The organism is Rhizorhabdus phycosphaerae, from assembly GCF_011044255.1.
Taxonomy (GTDB): Bacteria; Pseudomonadota; Alphaproteobacteria; order Sphingomonadales; family Sphingomonadaceae; genus Rhizorhabdus; species Rhizorhabdus phycosphaerae.
Map to the genome: position 1 here is coordinate 1,078,012 of NZ_CP049107.1, position 22,831 is coordinate 1,100,842.

Here is a 22,831-nt window from a genome sequence, read left to right on the forward strand (position 1 = left end):
TCGAGCTTTCATTCCCAAATGCCTTGATCGACATCTTATCCCCGTCTGGTTAAGATCGGATAAACCACTATCCGACTGTATTTGCGCACTTCTTCCGAGAAGCTCTCGTGGAGCATGCTGGCCTCGGTCAGAATATCCATTCTCCCGACACCCACAGCTTCTTGACCGTCGCATCGCCCGGAAAGCTCGGCTGACGATGCCGGCGATAATCGGCATATTTGACCAGGAAGGCGTAGCGCCCCATCGTCGCGGTCAGACGGAGGTCGACCTCGTCGCCGTAACGGACATCGCCCTCGGCGCTCCTGAAGTGGTGCGCGATCGCGATCGCGGCGACCGTGTCGAACGGGCCGACATGCTGCCAGCCATAGCCGACCGATGCATAATGATCGGCAACGCCAAGTGGCGGCGTCGCGACGAATTTGTCGGCCCAACCCTGAAATTTGTGCAGCAGCCCGAAAGGCGTCTGGAAGGCGAAGCCCGCCGCGAACGGGGTTCCGCCCGCCTTGGTCACGACCGAGCGGTCGCCACCCAGTTGCTCCAAGCCCAGACCCAGCTTCCAGGCGCCCTTTTCGAGACCGCCCTCGACAAGAAAATAGTCTGCGGCATAGTCGAGCGGGTTGACCCCGTTATCCTGCTGATGCGCGAAGCGAAGGCTGTAGCCCCCCTTCCACCCGGCGCCGAGCGGGCGGCTGCCGACCAGGCTGGCGCCATAGCTGTCGGAGCTGTTGCGCCGCAGAATCTGTGAGGGTTCATTCTCCTCGATGCGATAGAAGAAGCCCGACAGCGCGCCCAGGCGCGTGGCCGCCGAAACTTGAGCGAAGATGTTGTTGCCGTCGATCGCCTGCGGGCGGGTGACGAAGCCCCGCGCTCCACCGTCGACGCCCCAGACGGTACGCAGCGCCCACGCATAGGTGAGATCCACCTTCAGCTTCGGCGTCGGATGCCACTCGACCCGCGCGGCGTCATAAGTCTGCTCGTTCTGGCGCCATGCGGCGGTCCCGATGAAGCGCTGGTCGTCGAGAATGACGCGCTGACGCCCGCCCGTGAAGGTGAAGACCTCGCTCCGGTATTGAATCTGGGCCCGGTTCAGCTCGACATTCTCGGGGTCCGGAACCAGGGGACGGTCGGTCTTGCGGTTGAGCCCGCTGAAATAGCTTTCGTCCAGCGCGAGGGTCGCCTCGCCCTCGACGAGCAGGCTGAGGGGCCCCTGCGTGGCTTCCACGCCCAGGCGGCCGCGCAATGTTGTCGCATCGGCCGGCTTGTCGAAGCCCTTCTGGTCCACGCCCTCATAGCGGAAACGCAGGTCGACGATCGGCTTGAGATTGGCGGCCCGCGCAGGGGCAGGCAGCAGCGCGACTCCGAAACACAGGCAGGCCGACGCCATGCTGGACCCTGTCCGCAGAAGCGAAGGACGGCCCCGTCGGGCGGTCAGTACGACCGCGCGCGCGCGAAGCGGTGACGGCTGCCCGATGATCCTACGCGCAGCACGCATGGCCGGTGTCGAGGAGCACGGTGCCGCGCTCATTCGGGGGCGTTCCCCTGGAACCAGAAATCGATCGTCTCCGGAGAGCCCGGAAGAAAGCCGGCGCGGGCGAGCAAGGCGGCGCAGTCTGCCGACGCCGGCTGCGTCAGCCTCAACAGCTTGTTGTCATGGGTCGCATATTGGCGGGCCGCTTCGAGCAGTTGCACGAAGGACAGATCGGCATCCGCGACACCGGATATGTCGAGGGCGACATCTGCATCGGCCTCGATGGCCTCGACGATCTGCATCTGCACAGCGGCAATCGACTGCAGATTGACCTTTTCCTGGAGCGTGACGACGATACCCACAGCGACCTCTTTCTTTGGAGATCTCGCCCTTAGTCTTTCCGAGTAAACACCCCGTTAAGGATGGCTCTTTTCAGAAAGAAAAAGACACATAGATCAAGGTGATCTGGCTATGCGGGAAACAGGGCGGACACAGTCTGAAATTTGACCGTAAATGCCGCGTTAATCAGTATATATACTTATAGATTTTGCTGACCGACCTTCATCGACCAGGGGGAATTACACGATATATTTACCTGGGTTCGACAACACGGCTCCCGGGGATGCGTTTCTACACAACGGGAGCACGGTGCGATGAATCCGGAGTTGCAGGCACGCCTTAAATTTTACGGTCTCGAACAAGCCGACACATCGGCCTTTCACAGCGTCAGGAGCGCACTCTCGCGCTACGTTGGCGGAGCTCTCGAGAAGTTCTACAGTAAGGTGAAGAACTTTCCGGAACTGACTCATTTCTTTTCGAGCGACGGGATGCTCGAACATGCGAAGGCGGCACAGAACAGCCACTGGATGAAGGTCTTCGGTGACGGCCTCACCGAGGATTATTATCAGCGCGCCGTCGGCGTCGGACGCGTGCATGCGCGCATCGGTCTCGAGCCGAAATGGTATGTCGGCGGCTATGCGGTCATCCTGGAAGAACTGGTGACGGACATGGTGACGTCCGGCCGGCTCGGCTGGCTGCCGTCGCAGCGCCGACTGGCACAGGATGTATCCGCGCTTATCAAGGTCGCTCTGCTCGACATCGACATCGCCCTGTCGACCTACTTCGTGAACGCCGAAGAAAAGGTGCGCGCGGTGGTCCTGGGGCAGATGGGGTCTGCACTGACGCAGCTTGCGGAGGGCGATATGACCGCCCGCATGTCCGGACTTCCGGCCGAATATGCCCAGGTCGAGCGCGACTTCAACGCCGCGATCGAGGCGCTACGCGACACGCTGCAGGCGGTCAGCACCAGCGTGAACATGATTTCCTCGGGCAGCAGCGAGATCCGTGTGGGATCGGACGACCTCGCGGCCCGCACCGAGAAGCAGGCGGCTTCGCTCGCCGAAACCGCAGAAGCGATGCGTCAGGCGACCGCGATGGTGCAGCAAACCGCAAAGAACGCGGCCGCCGCAAACAGTTCGATCGCCAAGACCCACAAGGAGGCGACCGAGGGGGGCGCCGTGGTCAAGCAGGCGGTCAGCGCGATGGACGCGATCGAGCGCTCGTCGGGCGAAATCTCTAAGATCATCTCGGTGATCGACGGCATCGCCTTCCAGACCAATCTTCTCGCCCTGAATGCAGGGGTGGAGGCCGCGCGCGCAGGGGATGCGGGCAAGGGCTTCGCTGTCGTCGCCCACGAAGTGCGGGCGCTCGCGCAGCGCAGCGCGGAAGCGGCACAGGAGATCAAGAACCTGATCACCAACAGCACCGAGCAGGTCGAGATCGGCGTGAAGCTGGTCGGAGAAACCGGCCGGATGCTGACCCGCATCGTCGATCGCGTCGGCGAGGTCAGCGAAGTCATCACCGACATCGCCACTTCGGCGGAAAGCCAGTCCACCAGCCTCACCCAGGTCAACGACGCCGTGGGCGAAATGGACCGGATGACTCAGCAAAATGCCGCGATGGTCGAGGAAAGCGCCGCGTCGGCGGTCAACCTGGCCAACGAGGCACAGACGCTCTCCGAGCAGGTCGCGCGCTTTCAGTTCGGCGGCAATGCCATGGTCGTGCCAGCGCGGGCCCCAACCCCCGCCCCTGCCCCGAGGAAGATCGCAGCCGCGCCTCGAGTCACGGGCAATCTCGCGTTGAAGGCGGAAGAGGACGACTGGTCGAGCTTCTGAGGCCGACGTCCCGCCAACATCTCACCGTCCCCCGGAGCGCGGCGCGGCAGGATCGACAAGGGCCAAAGGGCCAGGTCGACCCGCCGCGCCGCCTCAGCGGGTCCGGCGGGGATAAAGCGCGAAGGGTACCGCCCCTTCACGGTTCAGCGTCCCGAAGACATCGGCCACTATGTCAGCCGCCGGGCGCTTCTCGTCTGCTGCCGCAGCGTCCGCGATCAGCGCATCGAGCTCGAGCTTACCGGTGATGTAGCTGGTGCCGTAGCCCGGCTGACGCAGATAGAGCAGCTGCTCGAACCCGACAAGCGGGTTGTCGGGATCCGAATAGCCGCGCGGCGTCCAGCGCGCATGGAAGCGCCCCGCCTCGGCGAGGGTCCATTCATTCGCCTGCACATGCAGCGAAGCGAGGCCCCGCGCAGCCCGATTGGCCAGCATGATCCACACCAGCTCCCGGCCACGCGGCTCCTCGTCATAGAGACCCGCATGCATCGCGATCTCTTCGAGCGCGGTCGCGAAGCCTTCGGAGCGCGACTGGAAGATATTGAACAGGGGCGCGGTCCGGCGGATCGGATCTTCATTCGGCTCATGCTTGATCCGCGCGAGTTCCATCCAGTGGATGTCGTGCGAATAGAGCGGCCATGGGTCGAGCGCGGTCACGTGGTAGAAGAAGTTGCGCCGCTCGGGCGGAACATAGTTCAGCGTCTGCGCCGCCAGCGCCGCCCGGTAATAGGGCTTGTCGGCCATCAGCCGGTTGGCAACCAGGAAATCGGTGAAGCGGGCCATCTTCCGTTCGGCGAACTGGCGGTAGGCGGCGGGATCATCGATCGCGGCGAGCGGTGGAAGGTTGCGGTTGCGCGCCTCCTCCAGACGCAGCCCCGCCCAGGCCCGGTCGAGCTCGCGCTGGAGCATCTGCCGCTGCGCCTCCCAGTCATAGGGGAGGAGTTGAACATGCTTCATGTACCAGTCGTAATCGGCCTTGCCGACGCCCGACGGTCCGGTCTTGGACGGTGCCTGCGCCTTGACCCATGCCGCAAAGGCCAGCGTCGCATCACGGGCCTCGGTCACCGCACGGCGCAACGCCGGCGAGCTTCCTTTCAGCGATGCGGCCTTCTGTCCCTCCAGTGTCCGCATGGAAAGACTGCCGTCGAGCAGCGCCGACAGGACAGCGGCCTGTTCACCGAGCGCCCGGTCGCCATAGCGCCAAAGGTCCGCCGCATTGCCGTCCGCCAACCATATCCGCGCACGTTGCAGCAACAGCGGCACCGAGCGCATCTGCACCGTCAGTCGCGCATCGTCTGCCTTCGACAGCGGCCACTCGTACCGGAACAGGTCGATCACATCGGCTGACGGCCCCTCATGCGCGGGAACGTCGCTTTCCTCACCAAATACCGTTGCGAAATAGCTGGGATCGCGTGCCCAGGGCCGTCGCACGCGCAGGTCGAAATCGAGGCCGTTCATCTCGGCTTCGAGCAGCTGCGCATCGGCCTGCGCCCGCTGTGTCCAGCCGGTCCGGTCGAGCCGTTGGAGGCGGATCTTCCATTCGACCAGTCCGGCCCGCTTGCGCGCAAGGGCCTCAGGGCCATAGTCGGGTGCGCCCGAGGCAAACTCCGGCTGCGCGAAGCGCCGCCACCCCTCGGCGAGCGCAATCAGAGCGGCGGGCACCTCGCTCTGGGCGGCCGGCATCGAAGGAGTCGCCGCAGTCGAGGCAGGTGCGTGGATCGTCGCCGACAGCATCGCGCAGCAGCCGAGGAGGAGTCTTGTGCGCAGCATCGAATATCTCCCTGGTCCTGACCTCGTCGGCTCAGCCTTCGACGGTCGTCCTTCCTACTCCACGCTGCCGCCTACGCCATCCCCAGACGACGCCTAAGCTGCTTCGCGAACAGCGCTGTCGCCAGCAACATGCGCGGAATGTGCCGAGCGAGCAGAAATCCGGAGATCGGCCGGGCGTCCGCAATGGGAAGCTGTGCCAGCTTGCGGTCGCCGAGCAGATAGGCCGCCAGTTCGCGCCCCAATATCGTGTTGATGCCAAGCCCCCGGCCATTGCACGCCTGCACGGCGAGCAGCCCTTCGTCGAGACGAACGATGCGCGGAATGAGGTCGGCATTCACCGCCGCCTGACCAAGCCAGGCATAGTCGATTCGCAGCGGCTGATGCACGACCAGCGTCTCTTCGAGGCGCCGGTTGATCTTCTCTTCCAGCTCCTCCGGCAGCCCGCCATTGCTCGACGGGAAGGCGGTGACGAGCCGGCCGTCGATCGTGTAGCGGATCGAGAAGACATCGAGTTCGAGATCGGTAAGCGCCTGGTTGCCCGGCAGGATGCGCGCCCGCATCGCGGCAGGCAAAGGCTCGGTTGCCACTTCGACCACCGGCAGCGGCAGCATCGTGCCGCGCAGGGCCCGATGGATGCCGCCATTGCTGGCATTGGCGGCGACGATCACGCGTCGCGCCACGATCTCGCCATCGGGCAAGACGATCTTCCAGCCGCCCGGCGCCCGTCCCAGTTGCAGGGCGGGAGTCCCTTCGTACAGACGGGCGCCGAGGGCCTCCGCGCGATCGGCCAGCCCGCGTGCCAGCGCGAGCGGGTCGATGCCGCCGCCGGTCGAATCGACCAGCGCGGCGCGATAGCCGCGACAACCCGTCAGCGCCGTCACCTCCTCCATGTCGGCGATGCGCAGATCCGTCCGGATCGGCGCCCATTGGCGCACGACATCCTGAAGGACCGTCAGGCTGTTCGCGCCCATGCGCGGTGCGATGAAACCAGCTGGCACGGCCGCGCAGTCGATGTGGTGGCGGGCGACCAGATCGAACAGGTGCGTGCCGCTTTCAGCAATCAACCGCAACAATCGCGACGACCGGTCCTCGCCCAATTTCTTGCGGACGGCGTCTGGCGTCGTCTTCGTCAGCTGCGGCGCGACTACGCCCGCACTCGCGCCCGTCGCGCCGGCGCCGAAACTCTGCGCCTCCACCAGTGCGACACCCATGCCACGCTCGGAAAGGTGAAGAGCTGTCGAAAGGCCCGCCACGCCGCCGCCGATAATGGCAACGTCGGCTTCGAGCTGCCCGCGCGCCGTCGGGCGCCGTGCGGGCGCTGACGTCAACGCCTCCCAAACGGACATCTCCCGCGCGGGCGATCGGTCGGTCATGCAGGGCGCACCAACGCCGCGGGCACGACAGGATCGAAACAGCGAAGGCTACAATATATGTGCATATTCACGCGATATTGAGCCATATTGCCGCTGTCAAGCCGGGCGCTCAGCGGGCCGCGGCCGGATCGGCGGGACGCAGATGGCGATCGAAGAATTCCACCATCTTGCGGAAGGCAAAGCGCGTCTGCGGCAGGCCTTCCATATCCCAGGGATGGCCCGCGCCCGGCAGGGTGACGAGCTCGAACAGCTTGCCCTGCCCGATCATGCGCTCGGTCAACGCCATCGTGTCGGCGTAGAGCACGACCTCGTCGCGCGCGCCGTGGATGATCATCAACGGGTCGGCGAGGCCCTGGCTCTGATAAAGCGCGGACTGTCTCTCGTAACGCGCCGGATAATCCGGGCCGTTGGGCGGGCCCATGATCCATTGCTGTTCGGGATAGGCATGAGCGACATTGCTGGCCGGGGCGCCGGCGATGCCAGCCGCATAGAAGCCCGGCTTCTTGAACAGCGACATCAGCGTCATCAACCCGCCATAGCTGGATCCCCAGATGCCGATGCGCTTCGGATCGGCATAGCCCATGTCGACAAGCTTGCTGGCGCCGTCCTGAATATCGTCGATATCGAGCGTGCCATAGCTGTGGAGCATCGGCTTGTTCCAGTCGCGCCCGCGTCCGAAGCTGCCCCTGATGCCCGGGTTGATCACGATGTAGCCGCGCGCGACGAGGAACTGGTCAAGACCCCATGTCGGGTGCGCGGTGCGCCCACCCCACTGGTTGCGTACCGCGTCGGAATAGACCGAGCCGACGATCATCGGATAGCGTTTGGCCGGATCGAAGTCGGGCGGCAGCATCACGCGCGCCGTCAGCAGCGCGCCATCGACATGCGAGCGATAATCGACATAGCGGACATCGGCCCAGCGCTGCCGATAGAAAGCCGGCAGGGGCGAGCGCGTGACCTGTTCGGCCTGTACGCGGCCATTGAGCGCGCGCACATGGAGTTCGGGCGGCGTATGATCGTTGCTGGCGCGGTCTGCCACCCGCGAGAAGTCGGGTGCGAAGACCACATCATGGGTGCCTTCGCCGGGCGTCACCTCTTCCGTCGGGCCGCCGCCGGTTCCGGTCCTGAACCAGCGCCGCTCGGCATAGGTCGGCGCATTGGCCCGGTAATAGAGCCGGCCATGCTTCGCATCGAGAAGGAACATGTCGATCTCGCCCGGCGCGCGGGTGATCTGCCTGGGGGCGACGCCCGCACGCGGCAGGTGGTAGATCTGGTTGAATCCGTCGCGGTTGGTCAGGAGGAACATCCCCTTCCCGTCACCGTCCCAGACAGCCTGCCAATCGGGCCTGATCTGCGCCGGATCGTCATAGCTGTAGAAGCGGCTGCGACGCCCGTCCGCAAGATCATACACGTCGATGAAATGATGCTTGATCGACTGATCGCTGGCATTGACCAGCAGCCGTCGGCCGTCGGGCGACAGCTGGTAGTTCCAGATCGGATCGCCCTCGTCGGTGCGCTCCAGCAGGCGCGGTGCTCCACCTCCGATGGCGACAGTGCCGATCTTGTAGGTGATGTTCGTCGGATCACCCGGAAAGGCACGGGCGAACAGGTCGCGATGCGCCTTGCCCCCGGCATCGTAGCTGATCGCGATTTCGCGCATGGTGCGCTCGTCCGCGAGGGTAAAGGCCAGCGTCTTGCCGTCCCGGCTCCAGCTATAGCTGTCGATCCCCAGCTTCGCCTGTCCTTCGACGAGACGTATTGGCTGACCGCCCATGACAGGCAGGACCCACAGCCCCCGCTGCGAGACGAAGGCGAGGTGTCGTCCATCGGGCGATACTGCGAGGCGGGACACGCCGGAGACTGCCTCCACCGCAGACATCGTGCCGTCCGGCGCCCGGAAGAGCAGGCGCCCGCCTTCGACGAGGGCGATACGTCCGTCCGAGAGCCATGCGGCCTCCGACACGGTCTGCCCCTCGTCGCCGAAACGCGTCAGCCGGCTCTTGCTGCGGCGCGCCGGATCATAGGCCCAGACGTCGCGACGCCCGGTTCCACCCTCGTTCCACAGGAACAGAAGACGGCTGGCATCGGGCGACCAGGCAAAGCCTTCGGGTGAGGTCCCGATGATGCTGACATCGGCGTAGAGCGCGTCGATCGAAGCCAGCGCCTCTCCGGTGGCCGCAACCGCCGGCGGCGCTGCCTGGGCGGCTATTGCAGCGGGCAGCGCCGTGGTCAGGGCAAGCGTGAGCAGCAGGCGTCGAAAGGCGATCATGTCTCAGGTCCCGGACGAACGAAGTTTATGGCGGATCCGGTTCAGCGCTTGGCGGGAGCACCCAGCTGGCGGATCAGCGCATCCCAATAGTCGAGCTCCTTGTAGAAGGACGCGAGCGGAATGCGTTCGTCGGTCCCATGGGCGCGCATCTCGCCCGGCTGCATCGCCAGGCTGCCGGCGCCGTAGGTCGGTATGCCGGCGCGGCGATATTCGCGCCCCTCGGTGCCGCCCGACGACATGTTCGGGGCAAGCTTGGCACCCGGCCAGCTTACGTTGAGCGCATTTTGCAGCATCGCGGTGACGTCGGCGCGCAGCGGCGAAGCAGGGCTCTCGACCGCTTCCCCCACCAGCTTCACGGTAATGGCTGGATTGGCGACCGTCTCCGTGATGGTCTTCTGGACATCGGCGACAGGGGTGCCCGGCAGGATGCGGCAATTCACAGTCGCCGTCGCCGCCTGAGCAAGCGCATTGGGCGCGTTGCCTGCCTTCAACATTGTCGAAACGCAGGTGGTCCACAGGACGGTGCCCACCTCGGGATGCGCACGCGCGACCTTGATCGCGTCGGCATCGGCAGGGTTGTCGAGCAGCGTCCGCAACGCCGTCGCCAGCTCACCGCTCGCACCGGCCGCCGCTTTTTCGGTCATCAGCCGCGTGATCGGGTTGAATATCACCGGAAATTTGAGATCGCGCAGCTTCACCAGCGCGGCCGCGAGATCGTAGATCGCATTATCGTCGCGCGGCATCGAGCTATGGCCACCCTTGTTGGTGGCGGTCAGCTCGAACGTCGCATTGGTCTTTTCCGCAGCCTGCATGCCGAAGTCTATCGGCTTGCCGTCGGCCGTTATCGTCCCGCCGCCCGCGTCGGCGTTCAGCGCGAACTCGGCCTTGGCGACGAGCGGATTGGCGATCACCTTGCGCGTGGAGAACATCCCCGTCTCCTCGTCGCCGGAAAAGGCGAGCAGGAGATCGCGATCGGGAACATAGCCCGCCTTCTTCAGGCGCGCGAATGTCGATACCAGCACGGTCACGCCGAACTTGTTGTCATGCGTTCCGCGACCGTAAAGCCAGCCATCCTTTTCGACCGGCTTATAAGGGTCGGTCGACCAGTAGGACGGCAGCGCATCGACCACGTCCATATGGGCGAGCATGGCGACCGGCCTGCGCTTCGGATTGCGTCCGGCATAACGGACAATGAGGCCCATCGTCTCCTCGCCGTCGATCGTGATGGGAACGCGCACGATATCGGCGGCTGAGAAGCCCGCCTCGGTGAGGCGAGCCGCCAGTACGTCGACCAGCTTCGGGACGCCGGCGCGTCCCTTCGCCGTTGGAATGGCCACGATCTCCTCCAGCAGCGCGCGTGCGCTCTGCTGGTCCGCTGCAGTGGACTTCCACGGCATCGAGGAAGTCGCTGTCGCAGGCTGGGCGAAGAGCAACGCGAGGGTCGCGAAGCAGGAGACGTGGGAGATTTTCACTATATTCCTCCGAACGGGCGTGGCCGCACCTCGGGGATGCGGCCACGCAGTCGATCAGAACTTAAACGATACGCTGGCAAAACCATAACGGCCCGTCGCGTCGTAGAACTGCGGGTAGGTGTTGCCGTTGCCGCCATCCTCGATCGCAGCCGTCGTGGTGAGCGGCGGGTTCTTGTCGAGGATGTTGTTGATGCCGACGGTCAGACGCGCATTGTCGAACAGGTCGTAGCCAAGCGACAGGTCGAAATAGCTGCGGCTGTTCAGCTTGCGGTTGACTTCCGCGAAGCTGCCGGTGAGCGCGGCCTGGCTGCTGGTCTGCGAGATCTTCACCGCAGAGACGTAGCGCCAGGTCAGGCCGACATCGAGACCGAAGGGGGTCGCCCAGCTGGTGAGCAGCTTGTGGCGCCATTCCGGACGCGGACGACCGCACAGGCCGCCGTAGAGGCCCGAGCACTCGTAGATGTCGTCCGCCGGCGAGGTCGGCAGCGGCTTGGTCTTGTAGCTGTCGAGATAGGTGCCGACGAGGTTGAAGCTCAGCGAGCCCATCGTTTCGAGCGGCACGCGATAGTCGACGGTAAGGTCGATACCGCTGGTCCGCAGCGAGCCGGTGTTCACGTTGAAGCGCTCGAAGAAGCCGTCATTGGTCAGGAACAGCGTGCCGCCCGGACCACGGTTGATCGCGGCGCAGGACTGCGGATCGGCGTTGTAAAGGCAGTTCTTGAGCGCCAGGTTCGGATTGACGCTGCCGATCAGGTCTTTCACGCGGATGTTGAAATAGTCGACCGAGATGGTGAGCCGCGGAACGAAGCTCGGCTCGAAGACGGCGCCGAACGACCAGGTGTCGGCCTTCTCCGGCTTCAGATTCTCGTTACCGCCGATGATCGCATTGAACTGACCGGCAGGGTTGTCGACGATGTTGCCATATTGCGCCGCGGTAACGCCGGTGTTGGCGCACTGCGCGAAGGTAGCGAACGGCGTCGGGCCCGAGCAGGGATCGTAGGTGCCGTTGGCGAGTTCGGTCAGCTCGACCTCGAACTTCGAACGCGAGGCGAAGAGCTCGACGACGTTCGGCGCACGAACGGCGCGCTGGTAGCTGCCACGGAAGCGGACTTCGCTGACCGGCGACCAGTTGAGGCCCAGCTTGTAGGTGTGCGTGTTGAAGCCGGTGTTGTAATCCGAATAGCGATAGGCGCTCTCGAGCGACAGCAGCTGGAAGAACGGACGCTCCTCGACGATCGGGACGTTGAGCTCGGCGAAGAACTCCTTGGCGATCGTGTTGCCCGACACCGGGAATTCCGGCTCGGTCGAGTTCTGATAGGCCTGGTCGGGGTTCAGCTCGAGCGTGTTCTTGCGATACTCGACGCCGAAGGCGATGCCGATGCCGTTCTTCGCCCAGGGAAGCGTCATGCCGTACTTGCCGAGGTCGCCGCTGACCGAGGCGACGATGTCGGTGAGCGCGGTCTGACCGGTGATCTGCTGATCCTCGCCGACATAGGCGATCGAGGCATCGCTCGCGCGGTTGCCGCTGACAAGGTCGAGCGGGGCGCAGCGCGCATCGTCATTGGCCGAGGTCGCATCGGCATTGATCGCGCAGACCGCCTGACCGAAGGTGGCCGAACCGGTACGACGATCGATGACGGCGTTCAGCGCATTGGCGAAACGGACCGTGTTGGCGTTGCCGACGAAGCGGCTCTTGTAGCTGACCTTCGAATAGGAGCCGAAAACGTCATAGCTGAACGCTTCGTCGATCTTGCCGCGCACGCCGCCCACGAGGCGGAAGGTGCTGTGGTTGATCTGGTCCTGACGGTTGCCGCCCTCGACATTGCGGCGGCTGATGATCAGGCCGTTCGCGACATCGGATCCGAGATAGTTGCCCGCCGCGTCGTAGCGACCGGCGCTCGACAGACCGGCAACGCCGCAGAGGAACTGCTGCTGCTGCGTGCTGAGGAAGGCGTTGTCGCAGTTGAGCCCGCCGCCCTGGCCGGTGATGCCGCCGGTGAGCACGCCCGGTGCGATCTGCGCCGTGGACGTGTCGTCCATGTAGCTGATCTCGAAATAGGGAACGATGCTCTCGCTGATCTCGTAATGACCGATCGCGCCCAGCGTGTAACGCTCGTCGGGGCGCTGATAATAGTTGGCCGGTGCGAAGTTATAGGTACGGCGGCCGGCGACGAATTGGCCATTGTCGGCGCGGAATTGCGTCGGAACGCCGGCGAGGCCCGAGGTGTTGGCGAAGTTGGCCGGGAAGTTGAAGCCCGAGCCGCTGCAGGCATAGTCGCTGCCACCCACGCCGGCCGCACCGAGCGCGCAGGCACTGTAGTCATAGTCGGCCTGCAGGATCGGGTTGATCTTGCGATAGGTGCCGTAGGCCGTGATGTTGCCACGGCCATCGGCCATGTTGCTGCCCATGACGATCGAATAGTCTTGGGTGAAGCCGTTCCACACGCTCTTGTCGGGCTTCGGATAAGCACCCGGAACAACGGCGTTGTTCTGGTCGAGGAGGTTGCGGAAGCCCTTCTGCCCGTTGTTGTGCTGGAAGCCGCCGACATTGGCGGTGATCTTCAGCCCCTCGAAATCGTCGATAAGGTTGAAGTTGACGACGCCCGCGATCGCGTCCGAACCATAGACCGCCGATGCGCCGCCGGTCAGGACCTCGACGTTGCGGATCAGCGCGGTCGGGACCTGGTTGACGTCGGACGGCGTCGACTTGGGCGAACCATAAGGCAGGCGGCGGCCGTTCACGAGCACGAGCGTGCGCGAGGGGCTCAGGCCGCGAAGATCGATCTGCGCGGTGCCGGTCGCCTCGTTCGAGTTGGCCGAACCCTGGGCAGCGAACACCTGGGGCAGCTGGTTGATGAGATCTTCGGCGCGGGTCGTGCCGCGGCTGACGAACTCGGCGCTGTTGATCTGCGTGACGGGGCTGACGCTCTCCATGTTGACCGAACGGATGCGCGAACCGGTGACGACGATGTCCGCCGCAGGCGCTTCGTCTTCCGCTGCCTGCGCATAAGCGGCCTGCGACAGGACCAGCCCCATGAAGGCGGTACCCGCCAGCAATGTCTTTCTATCGATCAACCTAGCCATGAACATTCCCTTTGCGTTGCGCGCCACGTAGGACGCAGTCTCCCTTCGGGGTCGCCAGCGGCGCCCCGGCCCAGATCCTCTCTCGGTCTCTTCGAAGTCCGGCTGCCGCGCCGGATCAGTATCTCCAGCTCGTCAGATCGGCGCCCTTCGGCGCGCTTTCCTCGATCCTTTTCAGTATCTTCGGTAGGTAGAAGCTGTTGTAGCGCAGGCGCGAGATCGCGTTGCCATTGGCGAAATCGCCATTCCAGCAATGCTCGGCCCGGTCGCCGTAAAGCACTTCGCCCTTGTACGGCGGGTCCGCCTTCTTGAGGAAATCCTCGGTCAGGTAGACCGCGTTGTTCAGGTAGAAATTATCCATGTCGCCGACATAGATGTGGATTTTGCCCTGAAGCTTCGGCCCCAGCGTCTTCCAGTCGCGCTCCATGATGTAACGCAGGTCGTAATTATCGCGCCAATAGGTGGCGACGCTCGGGTCGATCACGCCGGTGCGCTTGTCCCAGATGCGCTTCGGATAGCCATCCGGACCATTGGGGGAGAAGACTGCTTCCCAGATATCCCACTGTCCGCCAGAGCGCGTCTTGTCGCCCATGACGAGTTCCCAACGGTTCTCCATCTCCATCGTGTAGGGAGAATTGTCGAGATAATCGCGCTTGCCGGCCCGGGCGACGCGGGTGAACGGCCCTTCCAGATAATAGGCGTTCTTGTCCTTGTAGATGTTGGTCAGCATCAGCTGCCGGAAGTCGATCGGATCCGGGCAGGCGGCGAAGGCGCCGTTGTAATCGTCCGGATATTTGACCTGCACGCCCAGCGCTTCCCAGCCACCGGTCGAGCCACCGTAGAGGAAGCGCGCCCAGCCCTGGCCGAGGCCGCGGAACTTCTTTTCCAGCGCCGGGATGAACTCGTGGGTGATCGCGTCCCCATAGGGGCCGAGATTGGCCGAGTTCACCGCATAGCTGTCGTCATAATAGGGATTGGAGTGGTCGATCTCGACGATCAGCACCCGGGGAAATTTCTCCGAGATCCACTGCTTGTAGAAATTATAAGCCTCTTCCTGCTCGGTGCGGTTGTAGCACGGCAGGTTGAAACGCTCGCTCGGCTCGCACTTCAGGTTCGCATCGGGTGGGGTCGTACGGAAGCCGCCGAAATCGTCCGGGAAATGCCCGTGAAAGATCATCAGCGGATAGCGCGCCTCGGGGTGCTTGTCGAAATCCTTGGGGACGAGGACGTGACCGCGCATATAGATATCGCGACCCCAGAATTTCGACAGCTTCTCGCTGCGAAATTTGAAGTGGCGGATGAACTCGCTGTCCTTCGGCTCCTCGATCGCAGGATTGACCTTGTCGAGAACGATCTCGATCTCGCCGGGCTTGGCCGGATCGAACTCGATCCACTGCGGCGTGCTGACAAGGTTGCCCGGCTCCTTGCGCCAGTTCTGCCCGGCACCGCGCGGCGCCGGCAGCTTCACCGTCTTGCCGTTCTCGAGCTTGTACGTGTCGTAGCGATGCAGCAGCGCCTGGACATAATAGCGGCCCGCCGGCACCTGGCTCATCGCCTCGGCCGGGAAACCGAGGACGTCGGCACCGATCGCCGCACTGCCGCCGGGCTTCAGCCCATCGACGTTCACGCCGAACATCTGCGCACCGAAATAATCGGGGCGGGTCTGGTAGCGCGGCTCGGTCTTGCCGTCGGGCGTGAGCATCAGCATCACCCGGCCGTCGAACGGGCCATCCTTCGCAGTCGCGGGGACCGTGACCTTGAAGCTCTCGGCGACCGCCGGACTGCCAGCCAGTGCCAACATGGAAACCATGGCGGCCGCAGCCAGCTTGAACCCCTTACGCTTCATCAGTCATGTCCCCCTGATCTTCTTCTGCCCCCGACCCGGCTCAGTCGCTCGGGATCAGACGTATCTCGGTCTGGCGCCCATCCAGGAAGCGGACCTGCTTCCCGTCGAAAAAGGCGTTCTCCTCGGTGCGGAATTCGACGCCCTGGCCGCCCCATTCGGGCACGTCCTTGCGAGCCGACAATTCGATCGACCAGGTCGTGTTCGCGTGGACCGGGTTTTCACCACGCGGGTCGGCATTCTGATTGTCCCAGAATCCAAGCGAGGGGCCTGCCGCATGGCCATGATAGCCGAGCGGATGCGAGTAGATGGAGGGCTTCAAGCCCTGCGCGAGCGACTTGGCACGGGCCGCAGCCAGCACCTGATTGCCCGTCGCGCCCACCTTGTACGACGACAGCAAAGCGTCCTGAACCTTGTTCGCGTCGGCGAGCCCAGCGCGCAGCCCGGCCGGCACGGCCGTCTCGCCGGGCTTCGCGACATAAGCGAGATGCTGCGTGTCGGTGTTCAGGCGCAGATAGGTGATGCCGAAGTCGGTCCAGAGCATGTCGCCCGGCTGGATCACGGTATCGCCTTCCAGCATTCCCTTCTCGCCCTGGCGGATCACGGCGACCGACGGCTGGAACCAAACCTTCAGGCCCAGATCGTTGACGCGCTGGCGATACCACCAGACCACGTCGGCGGTCGTCGTCTTGCCGGGGGTGATCACCTTGCGCGAGAAGGCGTCCGCCATGATCGAGTGGGCAAGGCGCAATATGCCCGGATAGATGCGCATCTCCATCGGGGTGCGCGCCTCGAGCCAGCCGATCGAGAGACGCTCGCCGGAGACGATGCGCGAGCGGAACTGCTCGGGCAGAGCGGCCGTCATCTCTTCATATTGGCTCAGCGTCATGCCGTCGGCGAAAGCGGACAGAGCCGAAGTGTTGATCGCGATGTTGCCCGGATTGCGCGCCGCAATGATGTCGGCGACCGCCTTCCACTGATCGGGCTGCTTGTCGGGATCCCAGGCCGGCTGGAACAGGCCGCCCAGCCCATAGCGGCTGACGGTCAGGCGCTCGACGGGCTTGCCGTTGCCGGGATCGAAGAAGATCAGGATGGTACGGCGACGCGCGTGCATGCTTTCGGCATTGAGCATGGTGGCGACCACCGGCTCCTCGAAATATTCGCGCGCCATCAGCACCCACATGCTGATCTTCTGCTCGCGCATCAGGCGCGGGACGATCGTATCGAGGCGGTCGGCGAGGATCGCATTGATCAGCTTGGCCTGTTCGCGCATCGGAAGGATTTCGGGTGCGGCCGGTGACGCCTGCTCGACGTCGCTCATCGTCACGCTGTCGAGGGACGCCTGCGCCATCAACGGGCCAGCTGCCGCCAACGCCATGCAGGCGGCGGACAGACGCAGTGCTGCGTACCGAAAACCAGTCCTCACCAAATCCCCCTTGCGACCATTATTATGTGATATTGGCTATATTTCGGAACTGTGTCAACCGCCTCGTACAGCGCCGAAGAGGTTGATGCGGAAATAAAGTTTCGTCCGCTGCCGAGCGCGCAATGCCGCCGGCCTGTCTGCGGTCGTGGCGAGGCAATGACGCGCTGGGGGACTGAAGCCGCGCGAGCGGGCCATTCCAGGGTCGTTCCGGTTCCGATTGTCGGTCAAACGCGCGTCGCGGGTCGGCGCCGCATCAGGCGCCTGCCAGAACGATGACGGGAATGACCATGCGGAGCATAGTGATGGTGAACAAGACGCGTGCCCTGGTGACGGCCGCTCTGTGCGCGACAGCGATGACCTCGGCGCGTGCAGCAGAGGCCCCTGCCCTCGACCTGGATGCGGCCGTCACGCGAGCCAGCGCCACGGTGCGGCAGATGACCGCAGACGAGAAGGTGATCCTGACGCACGGGATAATGCCGCTGGGACTGAGCAAGACCATGCCGCCCATTCCGGCCGATGCCATACCCGGCGCAGGCTATATCGCGGGTATCGCGCGTCTTGGCATACCGGCGCTGAAGGAAACCGATGCCAGCCTGGGCGTCACCTATGTGATGGGTGCTCGCAAGGATGGTGCGACCGCGCTTCCATCGGGGGTAGCACAGGCGGCCTCGTGGAACCCGGAGCTGCTCTACCGGGGCGGCGCCATGATCGGCTCGGAGGCGCGGGCCAAGGGTTTCAACGTGCTGCTGGCGGGGGGCGTCAACCTGATGCGCGATCCGCGCAATGGCCGGACGTTCGAATATCTGGCCGAAGATCCGCTTCTGTCGGGCGTGCTCGTCGGCGCCGCGATCCGGGGCGTACAGTCCAATCATATCATCTCGACGATCAAGCATCTGGCGCTCAACGGACAGGAGACCGGGCGCAAATATGCCAATGCGCTGATCAGCGAGGCCGCCGCCCGCGAGAGCGACCTGCTCGCCTTCCAGATCGGCATCGAACAGGGCCAGCCCGGCTCGGTGATGTGCGCCTATAATCGCGTACTGGGCGAGCAGGCGTGCGCCAGCGACTGGCTGCTCAACAAGGTGCTGAAGCAATCCTGGGGCTATAAGGGCTTCGTGATGTCGGATTGGGGCGCCGTACCGAACATCGATGCGGCGTTGAAGGGCCTCGACCAGCAATCGGGCGAACAGCTCGATCCGGCCGTCTTCTTCGGCGACAAACTCAAGGAAAAAGCCGGCGCCGACCTCCGCTGGAAAGCGCGGGTCGACGACATGAACCTGCGCGTCCTGACGGCGATCTACGCGGCCGAACTCGACAAATATCCGGCAACGCCGGGCGGCAAGATCGACTTCGAGGCCAACGGCAAGGTTGCGGAGGAGGTGGCCCGCCAGGGCATCGTCCTGCTCAAGAACAACGGCGTGCTGCCGTTGGCGAAGTCCGCGAAGTCGATCGCCCTGATCGGCGGCTATGCCGATGGCGGGGTCCTGTCAGGCGCGGGATCCAGCCAGGTCCATGGCGAAGGCGGTCCGGTCGTCAGTCGCCCCGCCAGCGGCAAGGGTGTCTGGGCCGGCTTCATCGCGCAGCAATATCATCGATCGAGCCCGATGGAGGCCATCCGCGCTCATGCCGGCTCCGCCAAACTCACCTTCCGCGACGGACGCTACATCACCGATGCGGTAGAAAAGGCGCGTCAGGCGGAAGTAGCGATCGTCTTCGCGACGCAGTGGGAAACCGAGGGCCTCGACCTTCCGGATCTCTCGCTGCCGGACGGGCAGGACGAACTGATCGCTGCGGTTGCAGCGGCCAATCCGAACACGATCGTCGTGCTGGAAACGGGCGGGCCGGTGAAGATGCCCTGGCTCGACAAGGTCGCGGGCGTGATCGAGGCCTGGTATCCCGGCGCACGCGGCGGACCAGCCATCGCGTCGGTTCTGTTCGGAGAGACCAATCCTTCGGGGCGGCTGCCGATAACCTTTCCCGCAAGCGAAGCGCAGTTGCCGCGACCCAAGCTCGACGGCAGCGATTGGGTTGAACCGGACTTCGGCGGCAACCCCAGCTCAGGCAGCGACAAGCTGGACGTAAACTATGACATCGAAGGGTCCGATGTCGGCTACCGCTGGTTCGCGCGAACCGGTGCCAAGCCGCTGTTCCCCTTCGGCTATGGGCTGTCCTACACCCGCTTCGAAAGCGGCGATCTGAAACTTAAGGGCCTGACCGCGAGCTTCACAGTCCGCAACACCGGACAGCGCGAAGGCGCCGAGGTGGCGCAGCTCTACCTCGTCGGGCGCAACGGCAAGGCCATGCGGCGCCTGGCCGGCTTTCAGCGCGTGAACCTCGCTCCCGGAGCCTCGCAGACGGTCTCCGTCACGCTCGACCCGCGCATCCTGGCGAACTGGAAGGATGGTGGCTGGACCCTGCCCGGCGGCGAGTATCTCTTCGCGCTGGGCAAGGATGCCGAGCAGCTTTCAGCGCCAGTCCGGGTCAAGCTCGCCGGCAGGTTCTGGAAGGACTGAAGGCAGAAGCCTCAGCTCCGCGCCGACGAACATTGCGCATCAGGCTCATGGGGGGAGATGGACGGTCCGTCGCCCCCTATTCGACACCTGACGGGCATAGGGATTTTCGGACGGAAACTGGCTGGGGCGGGAGGATTCGAACCTCCGAATGACGGTACCAAAAACCGTTGCCTTACCACTTGGCGACGCCCCAGCATCGCTTGGCGAGGCGCCCTTATATTCATCGGCGCGGCAATGGGAAGAGCAGAAGAGCGGTTTTCCTGCCGCTCGCTTGGGGCTAGACCGGGGGCATGACCGTCCTCATCACCGGCGTCGCCGGTTTCATCGGCATGCATTGCGCGTTGCGCCTGATCGGCCGGGGTGAACGGGTCGTGGGAATCGACGATCTCAACGCCTATTACTCGGTCCAGCTGAAGCAGGATCGCCTCGCGCGGATCGAGGCGGCGGCGGATGGACGCTTCCGCTTCCTCCACTGCGACTTCGCCGACGATGCCGCGCTCGAAGGGGCGCTTGCGGGGATCGATTTCGACAGGATCCTGCACCTCGGCGCGCAGGCGGGCGTCCGCCATTCGATCGACAATCCGCGCGCCTATGCGCGGAGCAACCTGGTCGGCCATCTGAACCTGCTCGAGCTCGCCCGGCACCGGCAGGTAGCGCACATGGTCTATGCCTCCTCTTCCTCCGTCTATGGCGGCAATGCGTCGCTGCCGTTCCGCGTCGAAGATCGCGCCGACCAGCCCGTGTCGCTCTACGCCGCGACCAAGAAGGCGGACGAGCTGATGAGCGAAAGCTACGCCCATCTCTATCGCATCCCGCAGACGGGGCTCCGCTTCTTCACCGTCTATGGCCCGTGGGGACGGCCTGACATGGCGCTGTGGCTGTTCACCGACGCGATCTTGCGCGGGCGCCCCATTTCCGTGTTCAACGGCGGCGATATGCGGCGCGACTTCACCTATATTGACGACATCGTGAACGGCGTTGTCGCCGCGCTCGACAGCCCGCCATCCGACGATGGCCGGGAAAAGGCCGGCGGCAGCCGCTCGCCCCACGCGCTCTACAATATCGGCAATCATCGCTCCGAACAGCTGGGGCGACTGATAGAGATCATCGAGCAGGCGTGCGGGCGCCCGGCGATCCGCGAAAACAAGGCGATGCAGCCCGGCGACGTGCGCGAGACCTTCGCGGACATCGGGGCGATCGAACGGGACCTGGGTTTTTCTCCGACCACCACCATCGAACAGGGCGTACCCCGCTTCGTGACGTGGTTCCGCGACTATCATGGGATCTGAAACATGCGGCGCAACCTGCCAATCCTGACCGCCCTGCTCCTCCTCGGAGCATGCGGGCAACCGAAGGACCAGACCCCCGCGCCGGTAGAAGACGCTGGCTCGCCGCAAATCGCCACGAGTATCGACGATGAGCTGCTACCGCTCGACCGGTCCGACCAGATCACCGCGATCGATGCGGCGACGGGCGACGCGCGGGGCATGCCGCGCGAGGGCGGCGGCGTGGTGAAGGCCGCCCAGCCGAAGCCCCCGGCGCCCGTCCCCGCCGCATCGGAAGCGCCGGCAACCGGAGCCCTGCCTGCATCGCCGGCGCAACCGGCGGCGCCCGCGATCGTTACGCCTGTGCCGCCTCCGCCGGCCCAATAGGAGAAGTGTCGCCATGACCGAGGATGACGGACTGCGCGCCCGGGCGATCGCCCTTTACGACCGTTTCACGCACGGCAGCCAGGACCGACGCGCCTTCATGGCGGAGATGACCCGCCTTGCCGGCAGCGCCGCAGCCGCGCAATTGCTAATCGGGACGATCGCCGCCAACCCTGCGGCCGCCGCCGTCATCGCCGAGGACGACAAGCGGCTGAATGCGCGGATGGTGCACTGGAAGGGTGCGGATGGCCGTCAGCTGTTCGGCTATATGGCGATTCCGAAGAAGCATGCGAAGAAGCCGGCGGCGGTTCTTGTGGTCCATGAGAATCGTGGCCTGCAGCCCTATACCAAGGATGTCGCGCGGCGCCTGGCGGTGGCCGGCTTCGTCGGGCTGGCGGTCGATTTCCTCGCCCCCGAGGGCGGCACGCCGCAAGACGAGGACAAGGCGCGTGCGATGATCGGCGCGCTCGACCTCGGCAAAGCCACAGCCGATGGCGTGGCGACGATCGACTGGCTGGCGTCGCATCCGCTGCTGAACGGGAAGGTGGGCGTGGTCGGCTTCTGCTGGGGCGGCGCCTTGGCCAATCGCCTGGCCGTAGCCGCCGGGCCGGCGCTGGCCGCCGCCTGCGCTTATTACGGCCCCCCGCCCCCACCTGCCGAAGCGGCCAAGGTCAAGGCGGCGCTACTGTTGCATTATGCCGCGACCGACGAGCGCGTGAATGCGGGCGCCGGGCCCTGGGTATCGGCGCTGCAGACCGCGGGCGTCGCCGTGCAACGCTATGATTATCCTGGGACGCAGCATGCCTTCCACAACGACACGTCCGCCGCGCGGTACGATGCGGCGGCGGCGCAACTGTCGTGGGACAGGACGATCGCCTTTTTCGAGGACCGGCTGCGCGGCGGTGGCAAATAGGCTGTGTCACCGCGGGACAAACCCAGACCCGCTCAAGCCTTGCCGGAATTTTCCCGCCGCACCACCGAGCGCGGATACCGGTACAATATCAGCAATATCCGCGGTCCGGAGAGCAAATAACGGCGCCACATCCGCCTCGGACTGACGCAGAGGCGGTGGAACCACTCCAGCCCGACAAGGCGCATCCAGCGGGGGGCCCGTCGCTCGCGGCCGACAAGAAAATCGAGCGAGGCGCCAACGCAAAGCAGCGTGCCGCGCGCGTCGGGACGACGGGCCACATCGGCCGCGATCAGCTCCTGCTGAGGGGACCCGACCGCCAACAAGGTAAAGCGCGCCTGCGACGCGACCGCGAAGTCTGCCGCCTGCGCCCGCGCTGCGGCATCGTGGCGCAGCCCCATCGGCGGGATATGCTGGACCAGATCGAGGCCGGGGAAAAGGGACGCCAGCCTGCCGATATCCGCCGCCTGGCCCCCAATGACACAGACGCGATCGCCGGCAACGGCAATCGTGTCGAAGAGATCGGCGGTGAGGTCGCTGCCGGTAACCACCGGCAGCCGCATGCCCCACAGGCGAGCGAGAAACGACAGAATGCGGCTGTCGCATAGGCACCAGCCCGCCTCACGATAGGCCGCCCATTCGGGGGCATCGCAGGGAAGATCGGCAAGCCGCACGACGTGATCCACATTGGGTGTGACGATATAGGCGCAGCGATCGTCCTTCGTCCGCGCGCGCAATATCGCGCGCATCTGCGCGGCACCGGCAGGATCGAAACGCAGTCCCAGAAATTCCATCGCCTACCTCGCCGGCGCGACCTTAGCGTTCGCGGGTTAAAGAAAAAGGGCCCGGTGTCGCCACCGGGCCCCGATCCTTTCCTTCGGTCCGC

15 protein-coding genes and 1 tRNA gene are annotated in these 22,831 nt (G+C 64.7%); 5 read left to right on the plus strand and 11 right to left on the minus strand.

The window, feature by feature from the left end:
- Window positions 1-127: 127 nt before the first annotated feature.
- Together G6P88_RS04895 and G6P88_RS04900 are read right to left on the minus strand one after the other, a co-directional pair.
- On the minus strand, window positions 128-1,384 hold the full coding sequence (locus G6P88_RS04895; RefSeq protein WP_165322098.1) for an alginate export family protein: 1,257 nt from the start codon (window positions 1,382-1,384) through the stop codon (window positions 128-130).
- Between the two features lie 137 nt (window positions 1,385-1,521).
- Window positions 1,522-1,830 (minus strand): STAS domain-containing protein, encoded by a 309-nt coding sequence (locus tag G6P88_RS04900; protein WP_165322099.1) that lies wholly within the window; start codon window positions 1,828-1,830, stop codon window positions 1,522-1,524.
- A gap of 291 nt (window positions 1,831-2,121) precedes the next feature.
- Between G6P88_RS04900 and G6P88_RS04905 the strand changes: the two genes are divergently transcribed.
- Window positions 2,122-3,642: a globin-coupled sensor protein gene (locus G6P88_RS04905; RefSeq protein WP_165322100.1), complete on the plus strand. Its 1,521-nt coding sequence runs from the start codon at window positions 2,122-2,124 to the stop codon at window positions 3,640-3,642.
- A 93-nt stretch (window positions 3,643-3,735) separates the two neighbouring features.
- Here the strand turns inward: G6P88_RS04905 and G6P88_RS04910 are convergent, their stop codons facing one another.
- From G6P88_RS04910 to G6P88_RS04940, 7 genes are all read right to left on the minus strand, one after another.
- Complete coding sequence (locus G6P88_RS04910) at window positions 3,736-5,409, minus strand: DUF885 domain-containing protein (protein ID WP_165322101.1); 1,674 nt, start codon at window positions 5,407-5,409, stop codon at window positions 3,736-3,738.
- Window positions 5,410-5,480: 71 nt separating this feature from the next.
- On the minus strand, window positions 5,481-6,782 hold the full coding sequence (locus G6P88_RS04915) for an NAD(P)/FAD-dependent oxidoreductase (RefSeq protein ID WP_165322102.1): 1,302 nt from the start codon (window positions 6,780-6,782) through the stop codon (window positions 5,481-5,483).
- A gap of 109 nt (window positions 6,783-6,891) precedes the next feature.
- Window positions 6,892-9,051 (minus strand): LpqB family beta-propeller domain-containing protein, encoded by a 2,160-nt coding sequence (locus G6P88_RS04920; protein ID WP_165322103.1) that lies wholly within the window; start codon window positions 9,049-9,051, stop codon window positions 6,892-6,894.
- A gap of 41 nt (window positions 9,052-9,092) precedes the next feature.
- Entirely contained in the window at window positions 9,093-10,523 is a 1,431-nt protein-coding gene (locus tag G6P88_RS04925; protein ID WP_165322104.1) for a M20/M25/M40 family metallo-hydrolase, read from the minus strand.
- A 54-nt stretch (window positions 10,524-10,577) separates the two neighbouring features.
- Window positions 10,578-13,607: a TonB-dependent receptor plug domain-containing protein gene (locus G6P88_RS04930; RefSeq protein ID WP_165322105.1), complete on the minus strand. Its 3,030-nt coding sequence runs from the start codon at window positions 13,605-13,607 to the stop codon at window positions 10,578-10,580.
- 115 nt (window positions 13,608-13,722) lie between these two features.
- Entirely contained in the window at window positions 13,723-15,450 is a 1,728-nt protein-coding gene (locus G6P88_RS04935) for an alpha/beta hydrolase-fold protein (protein ID WP_206335862.1), read from the minus strand.
- A 40-nt stretch (window positions 15,451-15,490) separates the two neighbouring features.
- Window positions 15,491-16,873 (minus strand): M24 family metallopeptidase, encoded by a 1,383-nt coding sequence (locus G6P88_RS04940; protein WP_226946728.1) that lies wholly within the window; start codon window positions 16,871-16,873, stop codon window positions 15,491-15,493.
- 302 nt (window positions 16,874-17,175) lie between these two features.
- On the opposite strand from G6P88_RS04940, the gene G6P88_RS04945 reads away from it, so the two are divergent.
- Complete coding sequence (locus G6P88_RS04945) at window positions 17,176-19,386, plus strand: beta-glucosidase family protein (protein WP_165322106.1); 2,211 nt, start codon at window positions 17,176-17,178, stop codon at window positions 19,384-19,386.
- A gap of 118 nt (window positions 19,387-19,504) precedes the next feature.
- Here the strand turns inward: G6P88_RS04945 and G6P88_RS04950 are convergent.
- Window positions 19,505-19,579, minus strand: a tRNA-Gln gene (locus G6P88_RS04950).
- 97 nt (window positions 19,580-19,676) lie between these two features.
- Between G6P88_RS04950 and G6P88_RS04955 the strand changes: the two genes are divergently transcribed.
- The 3 genes from G6P88_RS04955 to G6P88_RS04965 are packed head-to-tail and all read left to right on the plus strand — an operon-like array spanning window position 19,677 to window position 21,948.
- On the plus strand, window positions 19,677-20,675 hold the full coding sequence (locus G6P88_RS04955) for a GDP-mannose 4,6-dehydratase (RefSeq protein WP_165322107.1): 999 nt from the start codon (window positions 19,677-19,679) through the stop codon (window positions 20,673-20,675).
- Window positions 20,676-20,678: 3 nt separating this feature from the next.
- Window positions 20,679-21,038, plus strand: a complete 360-nt coding sequence (locus G6P88_RS04960) for a hypothetical protein (protein ID WP_165322108.1) — start codon at window positions 20,679-20,681, stop codon at window positions 21,036-21,038.
- 13 nt (window positions 21,039-21,051) lie between these two features.
- Window positions 21,052-21,948, plus strand: coding sequence for a dienelactone hydrolase family protein (locus G6P88_RS04965; RefSeq protein ID WP_165322109.1), 897 nt, complete (start codon window positions 21,052-21,054; stop codon window positions 21,946-21,948).
- Between the two features lie 32 nt (window positions 21,949-21,980).
- Here the strand turns inward: G6P88_RS04965 and G6P88_RS04970 are convergent, their stop codons facing one another.
- A complete protein-coding gene (locus tag G6P88_RS04970; protein ID WP_165322110.1) occupies window positions 21,981-22,739 on the minus strand; it encodes a WecB/TagA/CpsF family glycosyltransferase in 759 nt (252 codons plus the stop codon).
- Window positions 22,740-22,831 lie beyond the last annotated feature (92 nt).